The sequence below is a fragment of the Nostoc sp. CALU 546 genome (assembly GCF_048836525.1).
Genome location: NZ_JAWJTF010000045.1, coordinates 24,827 through 41,768 on the forward strand (window position 1 = coordinate 24,827; position 16,942 = coordinate 41,768).

15 protein-coding genes are annotated in these 16,942 nt (G+C 41.4%); 9 read left to right on the forward strand and 6 right to left on the reverse strand.

Annotated features, from left to right (window positions below; genetic code table 11):
• Positions 1–50 precede the first annotated feature (50 nt).
• The gene (locus tag RRG12_RS21450) at positions 51–896 is read left to right on the forward strand and encodes a GNAT family N-acetyltransferase (protein ID WP_420758810.1); all 846 of its coding nucleotides are present in this window, start codon (positions 51–53) and stop codon (positions 894–896) included.
• Positions 897–1,111: 215 nt separating this feature from the next.
• Here RRG12_RS21450 and RRG12_RS21455 read toward each other — a convergent pair whose 3' ends face one another.
• Positions 1,112–2,398 carry a hypothetical protein gene (locus RRG12_RS21455; protein ID WP_420758809.1) on the reverse strand — a complete coding sequence of 429 codons (1,287 nt, stop codon included), beginning with the start codon at positions 2,396–2,398 and terminating at the stop codon, positions 1,112–1,114.
• Positions 2,399–2,539: 141 nt separating this feature from the next.
• On the opposite strand from RRG12_RS21455, the gene RRG12_RS21460 reads away from it, so the two are divergent.
• On the forward strand, positions 2,540–5,107 hold the full coding sequence (locus tag RRG12_RS21460) for a dynamin family protein (RefSeq protein WP_420758808.1): 2,568 nt from the start codon (positions 2,540–2,542) through the stop codon (positions 5,105–5,107).
• Positions 5,108–5,176: 69 nt separating this feature from the next.
• Positions 5,177–5,860 (forward strand): ATP-dependent Zn protease, encoded by a 684-nt coding sequence (locus RRG12_RS21465; protein ID WP_420758807.1) that lies wholly within the window; start codon positions 5,177–5,179, stop codon positions 5,858–5,860.
• Positions 5,861–6,006: 146 nt separating this feature from the next.
• Here the strand turns inward: RRG12_RS21465 and RRG12_RS21470 are convergent, their stop codons facing one another.
• Positions 6,007–7,272 carry a glycoside hydrolase family 10 protein gene (locus RRG12_RS21470; protein WP_420758806.1) on the reverse strand — a complete coding sequence of 422 codons (1,266 nt, stop codon included), beginning with the start codon at positions 7,270–7,272 and terminating at the stop codon, positions 6,007–6,009.
• A 359-nt stretch (positions 7,273–7,631) separates the two neighbouring features.
• On the opposite strand from RRG12_RS21470, the gene bchI reads away from it, so the two are divergent.
• Positions 7,632–8,756, forward strand: a complete 1,125-nt coding sequence (gene bchI, locus RRG12_RS21475) for a magnesium chelatase ATPase subunit I (protein WP_420758805.1) — start codon at positions 7,632–7,634, stop codon at positions 8,754–8,756.
• Between the two features lie 167 nt (positions 8,757–8,923).
• Entirely contained in the window at positions 8,924–9,220 is a 297-nt protein-coding gene (locus RRG12_RS21480) for a hypothetical protein (protein ID WP_069071595.1), read from the forward strand.
• Between the two features lie 327 nt (positions 9,221–9,547).
• Here the strand turns inward: RRG12_RS21480 and RRG12_RS21485 are convergent, their stop codons facing one another.
• Together RRG12_RS21485 and RRG12_RS21490 are read right to left on the reverse strand one after the other, a co-directional pair.
• On the reverse strand, positions 9,548–10,642 hold the full coding sequence (locus RRG12_RS21485) for a DNA polymerase beta superfamily protein (protein ID WP_420758804.1): 1,095 nt from the start codon (positions 10,640–10,642) through the stop codon (positions 9,548–9,550).
• A gap of 179 nt (positions 10,643–10,821) precedes the next feature.
• A complete protein-coding gene (locus RRG12_RS21490) occupies positions 10,822–11,055 on the reverse strand; it encodes a Nif11-like leader peptide family natural product precursor (RefSeq protein WP_069071597.1) in 234 nt (77 codons plus the stop codon).
• 502 nt (positions 11,056–11,557) lie between these two features.
• On the opposite strand from RRG12_RS21490, the gene rplU reads away from it, so the two are divergent.
• From rplU to RRG12_RS21510, 4 genes are all read left to right on the forward strand, one after another.
• Positions 11,558–11,965 (forward strand): 50S ribosomal protein L21, encoded by a 408-nt coding sequence (gene rplU, locus RRG12_RS21495; RefSeq protein WP_420758803.1) that lies wholly within the window; start codon positions 11,558–11,560, stop codon positions 11,963–11,965.
• 34 nt (positions 11,966–11,999) lie between these two features.
• The gene (gene rpmA, locus RRG12_RS21500; RefSeq protein WP_069071599.1) at positions 12,000–12,296 is read left to right on the forward strand and encodes a 50S ribosomal protein L27; all 297 of its coding nucleotides are present in this window, start codon (positions 12,000–12,002) and stop codon (positions 12,294–12,296) included.
• 432 nt (positions 12,297–12,728) lie between these two features.
• The gene (locus RRG12_RS21505; RefSeq protein ID WP_420758802.1) at positions 12,729–14,354 is read left to right on the forward strand and encodes a pyruvate kinase; all 1,626 of its coding nucleotides are present in this window, start codon (positions 12,729–12,731) and stop codon (positions 14,352–14,354) included.
• A gap of 122 nt (positions 14,355–14,476) precedes the next feature.
• Complete coding sequence (locus tag RRG12_RS21510; protein ID WP_420758801.1) at positions 14,477–15,193, forward strand: molybdopterin-dependent oxidoreductase; 717 nt, start codon at positions 14,477–14,479, stop codon at positions 15,191–15,193.
• A gap of 13 nt (positions 15,194–15,206) precedes the next feature.
• Here the strand turns inward: RRG12_RS21510 and RRG12_RS21515 are convergent, their stop codons facing one another.
• Together RRG12_RS21515 and RRG12_RS21520 are read right to left on the reverse strand one after the other, a co-directional pair.
• Positions 15,207–15,974: a Uma2 family endonuclease gene (locus tag RRG12_RS21515; protein ID WP_420758831.1), complete on the reverse strand. Its 768-nt coding sequence runs from the start codon at positions 15,972–15,974 to the stop codon at positions 15,207–15,209.
• 62 nt (positions 15,975–16,036) lie between these two features.
• A complete protein-coding gene (locus RRG12_RS21520; protein WP_420758800.1) occupies positions 16,037–16,918 on the reverse strand; it encodes a GNAT family N-acetyltransferase in 882 nt (293 codons plus the stop codon).
• Between the last annotated feature and the right edge of the window lie 24 nt (positions 16,919–16,942).

Consider the following 16,942-nt stretch of genomic DNA (forward strand, 5'->3'; position numbering starts at 1 on the left):
TTTGCGAAAGCGAAGTTAAATAGTTAATAGCCTGACAGTATGAAGATATTATGATCCGTGACAACTTCATCGTCCGCAAAATGAACAGGTCGGAAATTGATTTGGCGATTACTTGGGCAGCAAGCGAAGGTTGGAATCCAGGAAAGTATGATGCTGAATCTTTTTATCAAACTGACAACAATGGTTTTTTCTTGGGCGAGTTGAATGGTGAGCCAGTGGGGTGTATTTCTGCTGTTGCTTACGATCAAAACTTCGGCTTTCTCGGTTTTTACATTGTGAAACCCCAGTTTCGTGGGCAGGGGTTGGGTATGAAAATTTGGAAGACTGCAATGGATTATCTAGGTGCTGACCGTAACATCGGCTTAGATGGTGTAGTAGCTCAACAAGATAACTACAAAAAGTCTGGTTTCCAAATCGCTTATAAGAATATTCGTTATCAAGGGGTGGGTGGCGGTGTTATGCCTGCTGGTATCATCGAACTGAAAACTGTGCCTTTTGAAGATTTGGTGGCTTATGATTGCCAAATTTTTCCTTCTAAGCGTCCACAATTTCTGCGGCATTGGATTGAACAGCCGGAAAGTACTGCTTTCGGATTTATCAAAAATGGATATCTTGTTGGTTACGGAGTTATCCGGCCTGCCCATACAGGTTTTCGGATTGGGCCACTGTTTGCTAATGATGAACAGATTGCTGAAGTATTATTTCAAGCCTTGCTTGCAGAAAATCCTCATGCCCCAGTGTTTTTTGACGTGCCAGATGCAAATGTACAAGCTATTAACCTAGTTCAACGTTGCCAATTGCAGACAGTCTTTGAAACGGCTCGGATGTACACTAAAGAAATTCCTAATTTACCTATTAATCGCGTCTTTGCTGTGACAAGTTTGGAACTAGGTTAGAAACTGACAAACTAATGAATGTGTTTAGACACTTAGTATACAATTTTACTGTAAGCGCGTGAGTTTTTCTATGAGTCTATGATAATAGAACAGTAGTATTTTGTACCTTACGTTGGCGTACCCTCTCGTAGAGAAGTTTAAATCTGCTGTATATACAAACAAAGTCCGCGTAGGCGGACTTTAAAATAGTTATTTCAAGAATTGCCGTTGCTGTTTTACTTAGCTGAAACTAACTCTGTCTCATCTTTCGATTTATCTCTGATTTTAAAGTAGTAATAAAGATTACCAACAGTTAAGTCTGATGCCTGTTGCAAATTAGATGTAACTAAAGTTTTATAACCAGTAATTCCAGCTTGTTCACTAATATAAAATTCGTACTCTCGACGTAGTTCAGGCTCGAATAAAAATAACAACTGGTCACGAAGTGAATAGAAATGGGATTTTTCGGTTAAATTTTCATATACTAATTGTTCTGGCGGTTCTACTAAATTGATTGTGGAGTAGTGAGTATCTGTACTATTAAAATCAGCGCTACTTAAAAGTTTTAAATCTGATGAAGGAAGCGATCGCATCCAATCAACATGATTTTGCCACGAATCCAATACCGCTAAATCATGATTTTTAATGCGGATAATTTCGGGAAAGAGAAAATCAAGCTCATCATGTGATTCGCAGCGATTAATCACAGTGAGAGCATCTTCACAGATTTTATCTTGGAGTAGGATAAGGCGATCGCTCACTGCTGAAATCTCATTCTGCACTTGATAAGTTGCAACAATCGCCTGTTCAATTGCCCAAGCGCATTCAAGTCTGCGTAATTGACCAGCTGCACAGGTTTCTTCCAGTAAATGGGGATTGCTGTAATCTGCTAAAGCCGTAAACAACATTCCCCTAACGCCATCAATCTCAGCGTTTCTTCGGCTGAAATCTTGCAATTGCATCGCTGAACGGAAGCGGTTTATCGCCTGGATAAACACTCCATACGCTCTCACTAAAGCTGTGCGGTGTTGTTCAAATTTGATGTCTTGGGCTACTTGTTCGATTATTTGTCTAATTTCTACTCCTTGGTCTTTTAAGGCTTGTTTCAAGTCAATAAAGCCGTTTTTAACTTCCAGCCTCATTTGTTCTACTTCTTTTCTTAATTTCATTGTTTGGTGTAGGTTTACTGCTGTCAGTGCTACACCTGCTATTGTTCCCACACCTATCAAGGCTGTAGTTGCTTGCAGCACACCCAAGCTAGTCTGTATAGTTTGCAATCCATTCAGTACTGCTGTAAAGCCTTGCTGAGTTTGATACATCTGCGCCCCACTAGTAACAAAATTTGAAGCAGCTACCAGTGGTGATAAAGGGCTGTTGTTGACAGTAGCACCAATAGCATGACCAACAAACTGTCCGGTAACTGTATCTCTAGCCATGCTTAAAGGCACTCCATTGCTCAAGACTTGTAGATATTTACTACTTTCAATACCAGCTTGAATTGCAGGCGCAAATTGGAAAAGCATATTTTTAGGTTGCTAAAAGCTAATTTTCTTGAGCCTAACTGGTATAAAAAAGTAAATATAACCGTATTTATTCGGTATATTAATAAATTTTGTCTAAATCTGGGCATACTAAGCCTGAAAACTTATTGCCTTACATAGTTTATGGATACTTCACTAGTTACCTCTCAAACTGTTGAGCTATTGTCGCAGATTACTGGACAAAAACTGGCTCAAAAAAATCTCACGCCGCCCGTAATATTTCTGGCAAATTTAGTCACGGTGCTGCTAGGAGTAATATTTGTAGATGGCACAGTAGCAGAGTCAGAAAAGCAACGTTTACTAACAACCCTTTATCGATTTAGTCTTCCAGAAAGTGATGTGCGTAAGTTGACACATTTAATGATTAAGGGTGTCAAAGATAATCAAGTTTATAAGCAAGTTAATAGCTTACTAGCATTGGCGGCTCCACTTTCAGAGTCAGAAAAGCTTTTGTTAATTGGATTTGGCTATGAAATGTCAGCAGCAGATGGAGAAATTGACCCCCACGAGAAAAAATATTTGGAGATACTTGCCAAGCATTTAGGTATTAAACCACAACATTTAGCAATTTTAGAAGCTGGCTTTACTCATCAAGAAAATGCCGAACCTCTTGCTTTAAATGAAGTGCATTTTTTACTCAATCCTGCTCGTTTTCAAGAACTGGATACTATATTTGTTAAGGCTGCTAGTGATATGTTATCCACTCTACCTGCTAAACCAAAACACAAAATAACTAAACCGTACAAAAATGTATCTTACGGAGAATTGAAAAAGTTCCAAGAATATCGCAGAAAAGTAGACAATTGTTGTTATCAGCTATTTCAGATAATCCAAGACTGTACCAATCGTGGCTTCTTGCCTCACACTTTGATAGAGGAGTTAGGGCAAGTCTCACAAAAAGTACAATACCAGCGCTTTCGGATATCAGTACTAGGGGAGTTTAGTCAAGGAAAATCAACTTTACTTAATGCCTTACTAGGTGAAGAAATTCAACCTGTGAGAGAGATTCCTTGTAGTGGTATGGTAACAGTTTTAAAATATGGAACCCAAAAGCGGGTAGTCTGTCGTTATAAAGATGGACGGGAAGAAGAAATTCCTTTTGAGCAATATCAAATAAAAGCAACAATTTCAGAAGATGCAGCACTTGGATGTCTCAGTGATGAACTAGCACATGATGAAATTGATGAAATTGTTTTTGAGCATCCTGATTTAGAGTTATGCAGTAGTGGGGTAGAAATCGTAGATTCTCCAGGATTAAACGAACATCCTGACCGCACCGCCATTACTCAAAAACTGCTGAAGGATACGGATGCAGTTATATTCCTAACTAATGCCTCCCGTTCTCTAACTCAGGTAGAACGCGACTTACTCCAGGATGTGAGAAATCAACTAAATCATGGTGAAGAAAATGAACCTGCTAACAATCTTTTTGTAGTAGGAAATTTTATAGATTTAGTCCGTAGCGAAAAGGGACGTGAGCAAGTTCGACAGAGGATCGAAAGATTTGTACAAGGTCAAAATCCTATAGTTGCAGGTGAAAACCGTGTTCATTTTATTTCTGCTCAAGCTGCCCTGGATGCAATTTTACGGGGAGATGAAGATGAGTATTTCAACGCGTTCCAAAATTTTACCCAGTCTATTGAAAACTTTTTGACGTTTGATAGGGGAACAGTCAAAATTAAACACTCTATTAATCAAATAAATAGAGTTATCGAAAAAGGTTTAGATGGGCTATATAAATCGAATGGTACTTTAGATGGAAAAATTCAAATTTCTGAAGCAGAAAAGCAGAAAATTTTAGAAAAAATAGGAGAAGCTAGTGGACGCGATGTCAGAATCCGTCTATTGGCAGATCACTTGATAGACAAAGTATTTGATCAAACTGCTGAATCTTGGGATGAGTGGCGTGAAGGATTGGGCGATCGCATGGCTCAAAAGAGCCAATATTGGAATTCTGAACACAGCCCTGTTTTTAGCCAAGATAAGCTCATTAGAGATTATACAAATCAATTTATTAGAGATTTGTCAACAGAAATAGACCAATGGGGAAATGAAAAACTTAAGGAAGTCATTTTAAAAGAAAATATTAAGTATTTAGATACTAGTATTGCTTATGAATTAGATGCAATTCAAGGCGAATTTAACAGCCTAGACCAAAACATACAAACCAATTTTAGCAAGCAACTTCAAATTTCTATTGATGGTATAAATGATGACTTTACAGGTATGGGAGGATTTGGCAGTGGTGTTGGAATAGGTGGTGCTTTAGCAGCTGGATTAATAGTATTTACAGGACTTGGTTTTATTGCCGTAATTGTTGCAAGTGTAGCTGCTGCAATTGCAGGTTCGTTTGGTTTTGGAATGCTAGACTTTGATGGACTTAAAGACCAAATAAAAGGGAAAGTTTTTGAACTAGGATTTGAAAAATTCGATGAGTCAATGGATAAAATATTCGATAAATTAAATGAAATAGTTAACTCAGTCTTTGAAAACCGAGTTGAATCAGCTAGTCGAGTCATCGCACAAGCGATCGCACTTTACGAAAATCTCCTCGAACAGCAGGAAAAGGCTCACAACGAAACTTTGGAACAACGTGAGGCTGAAAAGATGTGGATTTACCAAAAGCGCCAAGAACTTGAGCAAGTACAGGATGGGCTGGAAATCATTGTCAGTAAATGCACGATTGTTTAATCACATTCCTTTTGTAACTAATCTCGCCTCATAATAAAGAAAGATTAAGCTGCACTCAGAAAACTCTCAATGAGCCAAACTAGCCTAAATTTAGTTGCAATATCTATCTTTCTCATGACCCTATCGGTACTGCTGGGGCCGTTCTTAAACTTATCACCGGCAGTACCGGCACTTGCTACCTTCACCATCTTAGGCATAGCGACATTAGATAGTTTCAGCTTGCAAGGCAAGGGTGGTACTATCTTTTTGGATTGGATAGCTGGTTTTTCAAGTGAACACCGCGATCGCATCGTCCACCACGAAGCTGGGCATTTCTTAGTTGCTTACCTGTTGGGTATTCCCGTTACCGGCTACACACTCAGCGCTTGGGAAGCCTGGAAACAGGGGCAACCTGGGCAAGGCGGCGTTAGCTTTGATGATGGCGAATTAGCATCTCAACTAGAAGCAGGTAAAATTAGTGCCCAAATGCTAGACCGCTACTGCACTGTTTGGATGGCGGGTATTGCTGCTGAAACCCTAGTTTTTAATAATGCTGAGGGTGGATCTGATGATAAAAACAAACTGATAGGAGTCTTGACAATTTTAGGCTTTTCTGAATCAGCTTATCAGCAGAAACTACGGTTTCATACCCTCCAGGCAAAAACTCTACTGCAAGAAAATTGGTCTAGCTACGAGGCTTTAGTTAATGCCATGCGACAACGCACTTCGGTAGAAGATTGTCATGCTGAGTTAGGAGTAGGGAGTGGAGAGTGAGTACAGGCTGGCGAATGATGGATTATACCTTTTAGAATTACAGGTGATCGCACTACTACAATGTCTCAGCTAGTTTTGAGAGTTTGTAGTAAGGACTATAGTGCTTAGAAAATCAGGACTAAAGTCCTTACTACGAACTTGCTTCTTCAATCAACTCTGGCGCGGAGTGCGGGAGATGGAAAGAGAGTTTCAAATCCAGCTTGTCGCTCGTTTAAGGGTTCTAAAGCATCATTCCAAAGGCTTTCATAATAAAAGAAGGTTACGCCTAAACCGCGTTCTTGAGCAGCACGCACTTGAGATTTAATTTGCTGCATGGGAACTGGGTTATTTCGTAACCCGGTCATAATGCCAATTCCAGTTGGAATTGTTTGTTGCGCTTCCTGAATTTCTGGGCGGGAAATATTTGCCACAAAACTTTGCAGATCGGGACGATAAATTTGCACAATTAACTCGTCCACAATATTTTGTCGCATCCAACTTAGCCAATCTTGCAGGTGAAACTTGTAAGCAAAATCATAGTAATTGGGAGAAACGGAGAAAATCGCCTGGGGTTTTCTCTGCTTTACCGCTTGGTTAAGTTGTACCATGAACGCCGTAATTTTATCTGCCCGCCACTTTATCCATGCCTGATCTTGAGGATTAGTTGGGGGAGGATTCTTAGTTTCTTTGGTGTATAAAGCAACCGTATATTGGTCGTAACCAAACTCGTGAGGCAAACTCATGTGATCGTCAAACTGAATGCCATCGGCATCATATTGAGTAACAGTTTCCAGCACAAGATTGGTGATGAACTGTTGCACTTGGGGATGGAAGGGATTAAGCCACATCACCTCACCCGCTGCACTGATTGAAGTTTGGCTACCATCCCGCTTTTGTGTGAACCAATCTGGATAATTCAGTGCAAGTTCCGAGGTTGGGGGAGCCATAAAACCAAACTCAAACCAGGGAATTACTAGCAATCCTTGGCGATGTGCTTGAGTAATCAGGTCTGCAAGAATATCATGTCCATCTGAACCTTTGTAGACAAAAGGTTGAATACCTGCACGTTGCGCGATCGCACTGGGATACATCACATACCCAGAATTCCATACCACCGGATAAACTGTATTGAAGTTCATCCGCCGCAGTTGAGTTACCGCATCCTGCACTTTGGCGCGATTCTTGAGGGTGTCAAAATCATTAGTAGTCATCCAAACCCCGCGAATTTCCTGACGGGGTATCTGTGCGATGGCAGGAGTGAAACTGTCTACCAGTAATACCGTAACAAAGGATATTAAAATGAGAATCGGAAAAAGAGACTTGAGCGCTCGCCGCCAAATTTGAACAATAAAAGGTGATTTCATAGATTTGAATGATGCATTAGCTACCCACACACGCCATTGCTCGTTTTTATGATTGAATCTACTAACCATATAGTTTACAAGTATTTATGCTTACTACAGGATTGATGAGTTGGTAGTTGTTCGTTCCCTGCTTATGGAACTTTTGCACCAGAAAAACTAAAGCAGACAAATTAAGATAGTTGACGCAGCTAATAAGCATTTGTGCCCAATAGATATTGGTATGGGGAATTGGGAATAGGGAATTGGGCATGGGGCATTGGGTATGAGGGAAGAGATAAGGAAGGGGTACAAGGTAAAATTTTCTCCTTTATCTTTCCTTGCCTCCCCTGCTCCCCTGCCTCCCCTGCTCCCGATCTTCACATTCCCCCATGCCCTACCTGTGTCACAATAAAGAACTGTAATAAGAAAAATATTGTTAAGGTAATTTAGTGAGTCCAACTGCTCAATCCACGGCAAGTGCGCGTCGCGTAGTATTTCCTTTTACGGCAATAGTGGGCCAGGAAGAAATGAAACTGGCGCTGCTATTGAACGTGATTGACCCCAAAATCGGGGGTGTAATGATTATGGGCGATCGCGGCACCGGGAAATCCACAACTATCCGGGCGCTGGCGGATCTGCTGCCAGAAATTTCTGTGGTTGCCAATGATCCCTTCAGTAGTGATCCTAGCGACCCCGACTTAATGAGCGATGAAGTCCGCCAACTGTTAGAACAAGGGGCGGAAATTCCTGTAGCTCACAAAAAAGTCCAAATGGTAGACCTGCCACTAGGAGCCACAGAAGACCGAGTTTGTGGCACAATCGATATCGAGAAAGCTTTATCTGAAGGTGTCAAAGCTTTTGAACCGGGACTACTGGCAAAGGCTAACCGAGGCATTCTCTATGTGGATGAAGTCAACTTACTAGACGACCACCTTGTAGATGTGTTACTCGACTCCGCTGCCAGTGGATGGAACACTGTAGAACGGGAAGGTATTTCTATACGTCACCCAGCACGTTTCGTTCTTGTGGGTTCTGGAAATCCAGAAGAAGGTGAACTACGCCCCCAATTGCTCGATCGCTTTGGGATGCACGCAGAAATTCACACAGTAAAGGAACCGGCTTTGCGGGTGCAAATTGTAGAACAACGGGCGGATTTTGATCAAAATCCTCCAGCATTTCTCGAAAACTACAAACCCCAGCAAGAAGCATTACAACAGCAAATTGTCAATGCTCAACAGCTTTTGCCAAAAGTGAACATGGACTATGATCTACGGGTGAAAATTTCTGAAGTCTGCTCAGAACTGGATGTAGATGGTTTGCGGGGTGACATTGTTAGTAACCGCGCCGCCAAAGCCTTAACAGCTTATGAAGGACGCACTGAAGTTACAGTTGATGATATCCATCGCGTAATTACGCTATGCTTGCGTCACCGACTGCGGAAAGACCCCTTAGAATCGATTGATTCTGGCTATAAAGTCGCCAAAGTTTTTAGCCGTGTTTTTGGCGTCGAACTACCAGAAAGTGATACTGCACAAAAGAACGGCACAGGTCAAAAGTTAGGAGCTAGAGGTTAAAAGTTAGGAGCGGAGCCGGAAACGCTCCGCCTCCGATGAAGAATTAATAGTTAAGAGTTTTGAATGGAAAGCTGCTTCATATCTCACAACTTTAATTCCTCAATCAGCACTGACTATAAATCACAACTCCTAACTCTTAACTCAGCACTTAGCACTCAGCACTGAATATGAGATTTTGGTCTTTTTGGTTCAACAGCTTTATTCTATCTAGCCAATACGATCCGCCCAGGTTTGTAGAGTTATTGATGCTCTTATTAGCGATCGCTATGCTGGCAATAGGCAGTATTTTACCCGACAGGCCGTATTTAATCTTATGCCTGAGCTTATTAGTGGGGTCATCTATTTCTATCTTAGTGCGGGAAGCGATCGCCCCCTCACCCCAGACACGAATTACCCAACTAACAGCATCTCTATTGCTCATCATCAGCCTCTATGGCTTTGCTGACTTAATGTACACTCTTTAAAATTAGTCATTTGTTATTTGTCCTTTGTTATTTGTTAGTTATAAGCCAATACGGTTGAGTTAAGGAAAATTGTAAGTTTGGTTAAGCAAAGCGCAACCCAACAAAGCCCCGAAAATGTTGGGTTTCATTCCTCAACCCAACTTACAGATTTCAAGATTTTTGGCGCTAACCCAAGCGTATTGGATAACTCAATACGCTTGGGTTAAGGTTTATTGGTGTAGGTAATTGGTCTTTGAAGACGCGATAAATCGCGTCTCTACATGAGGGTTTTGTTGCTCATTCTGAACTGTGTTGAGTTATAAACACCAATAGACCAATGACTAATGACTAATGATTCCATTTTTGCATTTCCACCAATTCCATACACAACTCATTAATTTGCTCCAAATCAGGTTTATGAGGTAGGGCAGATTGTTCGCAAACAATTTCCATTTCGGCAACCAAATCTTCTGCCATTTTCATTACCTGCTCATAAGAATACTCACCCTTTAAAATAGCTTTTAAATCCTCAACATCACCAGCTATTCTTCTATCTACAATCACTTCACCGTGCCGTAATATTTCTACTCCACTGCGTAACAATCTAATGCAGTGCATCCCATGTTTGAGGTCAAAACCCGATTTTCTTTCCATTTCTGCCCTAGCCGGATTCCTATTCTCCTGCCAAGATAAGTAAGCCTTCCATTCTCTTAAAGCTATTTGATAGCTTTGGCTTTTCTGAAGCAGACGAATAAAATCTTTACGGCTATTGGTTAACTTTTGGGTATATTCCAAAGTCTCATCGGGTAAAGTATATTGTTTTAAGACTCCTTTAAAATCAATATCTGCTGTCAGCAATTGATATAATTGTTCTGCTTCTTCCAAAAACTCAATCCGTCCTCTGATTAAGTTATAAAGATACTCCAGAAAAGCATTTAGCTCATCTTTGCTCAGAGGTGCTTCGTCTTCTATAGCGAAGTCAGATGGTATTGGTTTTTTTTGCGGTGGTTTTAATAGCCACTTACGATGAGTTTCCATCTTTTTAATTTGGGCAAAGGCATAACCAGTGTAAGTATGTTTTACCTTTTTACTCAAAAATAACTGTTTATGATTAATTAAATTCTGTCCTACTGTGTTTAAAAAAGGATAGTTATTTAACCAGAGCAATTCTAAAACATTGGGATTTGCACCCGCTAATAACTGGAGGATTTTTCTTAATTCATATATAACTGTGTCTTTATTACCATCAACGAATGGAAATATTCCTGGTTCATCCCAACCAGTATCTTTTTGTTCTATGCGATCAAATCCCAAGTAGTACCTTTTGGGCGCGATAAATACTCCCCGATAATCCAAGTCTGAATCAGGACGATTTAAACCATAGCCGTGACTACCTGCCAAACCAATTAAAATAGTTCTTTGCTCAACTTCTATTCTTTTCATATCACCTGATTAAAATATAGTCATCCTAACTCATGAGTTAAGCAGGTGGGAAGATAGCAATTCGAGTTACTTGGTTTAACAGAAATGCTCCTAAAGGTGATGATGCAACGGTATCTCCTTGAGGAGCATAATTTGTCAATTCAGTTGTTCCTATACTTTCGATATTCCCAGAACAGGAATTATCTAGGATTAAGGTGGCGTCTAGTCCCCCATCCTGGATTGACAATGGCGGCTAAATCTTCTTCAGATAATTTGTTGATTTCGCTATCCAGTTCTTCAACGGTGAAATCATAGCCACGCTCTTGAGCAATCTTGATAAATGCTTCTGGATTAGCTGTTGCTTTGAGTTTTTGTTGTAATGCTTGATCTGCTTTTACGGCTTGAAAAAGTCGGGCAGCATTTTGCTGTGTCATGACAATCCATCTCCTGTTTGAAATATCAGGTTTGAATGTGGTAATTTAATTCCTGGGGATTCACTAACTTTTGTAAAGATGTAAAGATTTTATAGATTTAGCATCTAATTACAATTTTAAAATAAAGAAGAAAAATGTGTTGATTTTGACAAGAAAGTATAACTTTTAAGTTAAAAATAATGTTACTTTTTGCAAAATTCAGCCCTAAGATAGTAGTAATTTTTATCTAAAAAGCATTTATTCTGACTTTTAAAATTTTAGATATTGGGTTTTCCCTTCTCCCTCCATCTCAAGAGTTTCCTTGTCCTCTTTGCTGACCAGACGCCGATGCCAAATCCAAAAAGCTTATTAAAGCTTGACTTAATACCTGTGAATAAAATAGTATGTTAGATTGTCTGTCTAATTCCTGCTCGGATCAGGTAGACATATTACAAAGGCTGGCAAAAGCGTCTCTACAGAGATAAAAACCAGCTACCTGTACGGCAACCTCAAGGACAATTCCATGACCTACGCGATTATTGAAACTGGCGGCAAACAAATACGAGTAGAGCCAGGACGGTTTTATGATATTGAACTGCTTGCGATCGAACCAGACGAAAAAGTTACAATAGACGCTGTATTACTCGTGCAGCACGATGGTGAAGTCACCATTGGACAGCCACTAGTGACAGGTGCGACTGTAGAAGGGACTGTAATGCGACATTACAGAGGTCGTAAAGTCCTGGTATACAAAATGAAGCCGAAAAAGAAAACCCGCAAAAAGCGGGGGCATCGTCAGGAAATTACCAGACTTATGATTGACTCCATCACCCTTAACGGTGCAGTGTTTGCTGCCCAAGGTGAAGCGGAGAAGGAAACCCCCGTTTTAGATGAGACTCCTGCCGAAGAAGTTGAAACTGTTGTTGAATAATAATAATTAAGAAGAAGATACAAAAGAGGAAATCATGGCTCATAAGAAAGGAACAGGTAGTACACGCAACGGTCGTGATTCTAATGCTCAACGTCTGGGTGTAAAGCGTTATGGCGGTCAAGTTGTGCGTGCAGGAAACATTCTCGTGCGTCAGCGTGGTACTAAATTCCACCCTGGTAACAACGTCGGTATTGGTAGCGATGACACTCTGTTTGCTCTAATCGACGGTGTTGTAATGTTTGAGAGAAAGGGCAAAACCCGTAAAAAAGTTAGTGTTTATTTACCCATAACTGCTGTTGAAGCAGCTCCTGCTGAGGCAGTAGCAAGTTAGAGTGGGAGGGTGGGTAATAGCGCCCACCCTAATTGCTAGTTAGCGCTGATGTGATAATCAGATTTGCATGAATATTCCCAAGATATTCACAAGATATTCCCAAGATTTGCTTAAAATTCCCTTTGTTTCTCTGTTTTCCATAGATTAATATCAGGATCACAAAGGGCAGATATTCTTCAAAACAAAATATTACACTAAGAAATTGGATTGCGTAGCTTGCCGTTGTAGGCATTGCATATCAAGTCTTACTTCGGATGATTGCACTAAATGTTCCAAAGTTCAGGATAGCCAGTCAGAGATATGTTTGTTCGGAAACTCTGTCTATTAGGTGATGTGGTCTTTTGGGTCTAGTGATAAAACCATCAGTGCAATGAAGACATTGCTTATCATACTAAGTTGCGTTTATTCACTAGGGTAACTAGAAAGACTTTTATGCAGTTTGCAACTTCAAACTCGAATGCTAAGATACCGAGCAGTCAGCCCATTCTGCATCAGCATGGTCGAGGAACTCAGCCGTTGGGCACACTTCTTAATCTATCAAGTCCACAAGATTTGCTATCAATTCTGCAAGAACTTCGCCAGAACGTTGAAAGCGAAGGACAAGCGACCTTTAACCAGTGGCGATCGCACATTCAGCGTCCTGAGTTTCTTTCTAGTGCCTTGAATTTAGCTGAATATCTAGCTTTACGTCGGTACGATCTTCGCTCCCTCCAAGCTGCACTAATGCCTTGGGGCTTATCCTCATTAGGACGGATTGAAGCACGGGTGATGCCCAATCTTGATGCTGTCATTACCACCTTGGAAGTTATTTGCGGCTCCGAGTCTTCCCAGCACCTTAACCGTCCACCTATCGAGTTCTTTTTTGAGGGCGATCGCTTACTACAACAGCACACCGAAGAATTATTTGGTCAGTCTCCAGACCAGCGTCGGGTCAGGATTATGGTAACACTACCCACTGAGTCCGCCACTGACTACAAGATGGTGCGAGAAATTATACAACGCGGGGCAAACTGTGTGCGAATTAACTGCGCTCATGATACAACCGAATCTTGGGAGCGGATGATCGACCATATCCGTCAAGCAACACAGGAAATGGGAATGCCTTGTAAAGTCATGATGGACTTAGCTGGTGTGAAAATCCGCATAGGACAGGTACTTGCACCACTTCATAAAAAACGGGTATTTAAAGGAGATCATATTCTGCTGTCGCGATGTGAGCCTGAACTCGGAAATGAGTCAGAGACAGGAGAGTTCATCCCATCATCCGTAGAGCATTTCCAAACTTGGTGTACGGTTCCCGAAATTCTCGATTTGTTAACTGTTGACACCCCCGTATATATCGACGATGGCAAAATTCGGACTCGCGTAGTTGACACCCAGTACTCATTACCCGATGGACAACCGCGACTTTTACTACAAGTGACTCATGCTAGCCCAAAAGGAGTTAAACTCAGACCTGGAAAGGGATTGAATTTCCCAGAAACAGTCTTACCTCTTAGCCCACTGACTGAAAAAGATTTATCCGACCTAGATTTTGTGGCCACTCACGCAGATATTATTGGTTACTCTTTTGTACAACATCCTGCCGATATTGAGTTACTTCAACAAGAATTGGACAAGCGCTCTGAGGGACGATTAAGCCGACCGGCGATCGTGGCAAAAATTGAAACTGCGATCGCAGTTTCCAATCTGCCAGAATTAATCATCTACGCAGCGGGGAAGCAATCATTTGGTGTCATGATCGCCAGAGGTGATTTAGCCGTTGAAATTGGATACCAGCGTTTAGCAGAGATCCAGGAAGAAATTCTCTGGCTTTGCGAAGCGGCTCATGTTCCTGTTATTTGGGCAACTCAAGTACTAGAGAGTTTGGTAAAAGATGGCACACCTTCGCGGGGAGAGATGACCGACGCCGCAATGGCTGAACGTGCTGAGTGTGTGATGTTAAATAAAGGGCCGTTTATTTCGGAAGCGATCGCCATTCTGGATGATGTTCTAACACGCATGGAAGCCCATCAAGTGAAAAAAACGCCACAGTTACGAGCGCTTCATTCGTGGTAATTTTTTAACCTGAACTCATTTTTCTTCGACGGACACATATACCGTCGTTTCGCTCCATTTTTCTACTCAAGCTATGTGAGACAGCAGTATTATCTTAATGATCGCTAGCGGACTGTAAATCTATGAGTCTGATTCTTCCCAAACATACCCTATCCCGTCGTCGGTTACTTCAACTATCTGGACTTTCAGGGGTAAGCTTTCTTCTAGGTGGCTGTGGGACAAATTTGTTCTCAGATAATGTACGGCAAATCTCTGAGCCACTAAACCAAAGTCTTGAAGCACTCCTGCTAACTCAAAAACCCATACCTGAATTTCCTATCAATGCCATAGAAGCAGACAAATTGCTGGTTAATACCTTTGACTTCACTCCGCAAATTGATCCAGCACAATTTCGCTTAATAATTGATGGTGAGGTCAATAATGCAATGCAATTGAGTATGGCAGATATTCAAAAACTTCCCTTGACTTCAATGGTGATTCGCCACGTCTGTGTTGAGGGCTGGGCTGCGATCGTTCAATGGGGAGGTGTGCGATTACGAGATTTAGTAGCGCTGGTACAGCCTAAGTCAAACGTCCGCTATGTCTATTTCAAATCTGCTGATGGCTATTATGAAAGCTGGGATATTGCCTCTGTTATACATCCTCAAACTCTCATGGCTTATCAAAAAAATGGACAACCCTTATCAGTTGATAATGGTGCGCCTATGCGCCTAGCATCTCCAATTAAACTAGGTTACAAGCAAAGCAAGTGGGTAACTCAAATTACATTCGTCAGCAATTTGTTACCTACTAAAGGATATTGGGAAGATCAGGGCTATGAGTGGTTTGCAGGGCTATAAGGCAGGCAAAAAGCTAATCTATATCGGGTTCAACGCCTAGCGATCGCAATTGTGCAATCAACCGTTCGGCCCGTAGTCTTTCTTGTTCAGCTCGTTGACTTTCTTGTTCAGCCCGTTGACTTTCTTGTTCTGTAGAAGTCAATACCCAGCAGCCTGTCCAATCATACCACCGTAACCAAGGCTGTTCTACATTTTGATAGCGTCCCTGCCAGACACCCAAGCCTAGTTCTAGTTCTGGTATCCAGAAGCGCGACTCTGACAGTGTTATCTCAGCATAACGACCACCGTCTAATTTAAACACCCTTAATTTATATTTGTACCGATCAAATACTACATAATAAGGAACACGTAGAATCCGTTCATATACTTCCCATTTTCCTGGTGGTTGCTTGACATCTCGCAATGTCTGCCCTAAGTCTTCCTTTTCAGTTCCGGGAGACAGCAATTCAACCACAATAAAAGGCTGAACTCCCTCTTGCCAAAGGACATAACTTAAGCGTAAATCTCGTTGTTCGTAGAGACGGGAAACACCTAAAACGGCAAACCAATCTGGTCGTTTATGCCACAGTGGATGGCGCGGGTCATAATAAAGATTTAGATCGCTAGCAACAAATATCTCGTCGCTAGGATAATTTGGTGGACGAAAGGTTTCGTCTAACAGACGAGGTTGCAATAAATGAAACTGATCGGGCAAACCAGGCTCCTCTGGGTCTTCACTGGGAAGATCATACATGGTCGGCAATACATCTTTTGGCGATCGCGGCGGGTCAGTTTGATACATCATAAAGCAATCCTAATGATGAAACTCTCAATTCTATTATGATTCAATTGTTTTTGAGTGACTCAACACCTTGCAGAACGGGATAGCATAAATTTCTCGCCCTCCGCCGCAAATTTGCCGCGAACCATCAGCACAGTTTCATCAAAAGTATGGGTGAATGCTTGCACATCTTTGACATCCAGAAGTTCTGGACTAAAGTAAATCACCGCTTCTTCAATGGGTTGAGTTATCTTACTAATAATATTCTTTAAAGGCCATATCTGCGTTGTCACTAAATCGAAAAGATGAAGTCGGTTATCTTCTATCTCCATACAGGCGATTAAATCTAAATCTTCTGCATAATATAAGGGACGACTTCCTTCATTGACACAGAACACAGGTTTTTCGTTGACTACGCCAACTATATTAGAGACAGGAATGCGTGTTTCTAAAAGTCTATGTAGCAATGTGTAATCTTTAGTATTGGTAAAATCCAGTATTCTGAAGCTATCAGTGCTACTTGTGGGGTAACACTTAACTTTAAAGATGTGTTCTTCGACAACACGAAAGCCAAAAGGTAAGTAAAACTCTGGTTGTGGTGTCGTCAGTACCAGGGTTTCGTAAAGGCGATCGCGATCGCAATACCCTAGCACTTCCTCCATCACTTCCCGGTAATACCCTCTCCGGCGATACTCTGCACGGGTAGCTACTCCATGAACTCCTCCGACAGTGAGCCTTTGTCCCATAATTTGCATGGGAATTTGTAACACTCCCACATGGGTAATCGCTATATCATCATGAAAGCGCATAAACGGAGTTGAAGCTGTTTCCCAGGATGCACCTAGTTTTCTTGCACATTCTGCTAAACTGCTGAGTCCGGGAAATGTGACTTCCATCAAGTCAAAAAGCTTATCGCTTAAGCTGGGATCATCAGAGAATGACTGTTTGAAACGATACTGGCTCATAATTCAAGTATTACAATCAATTCA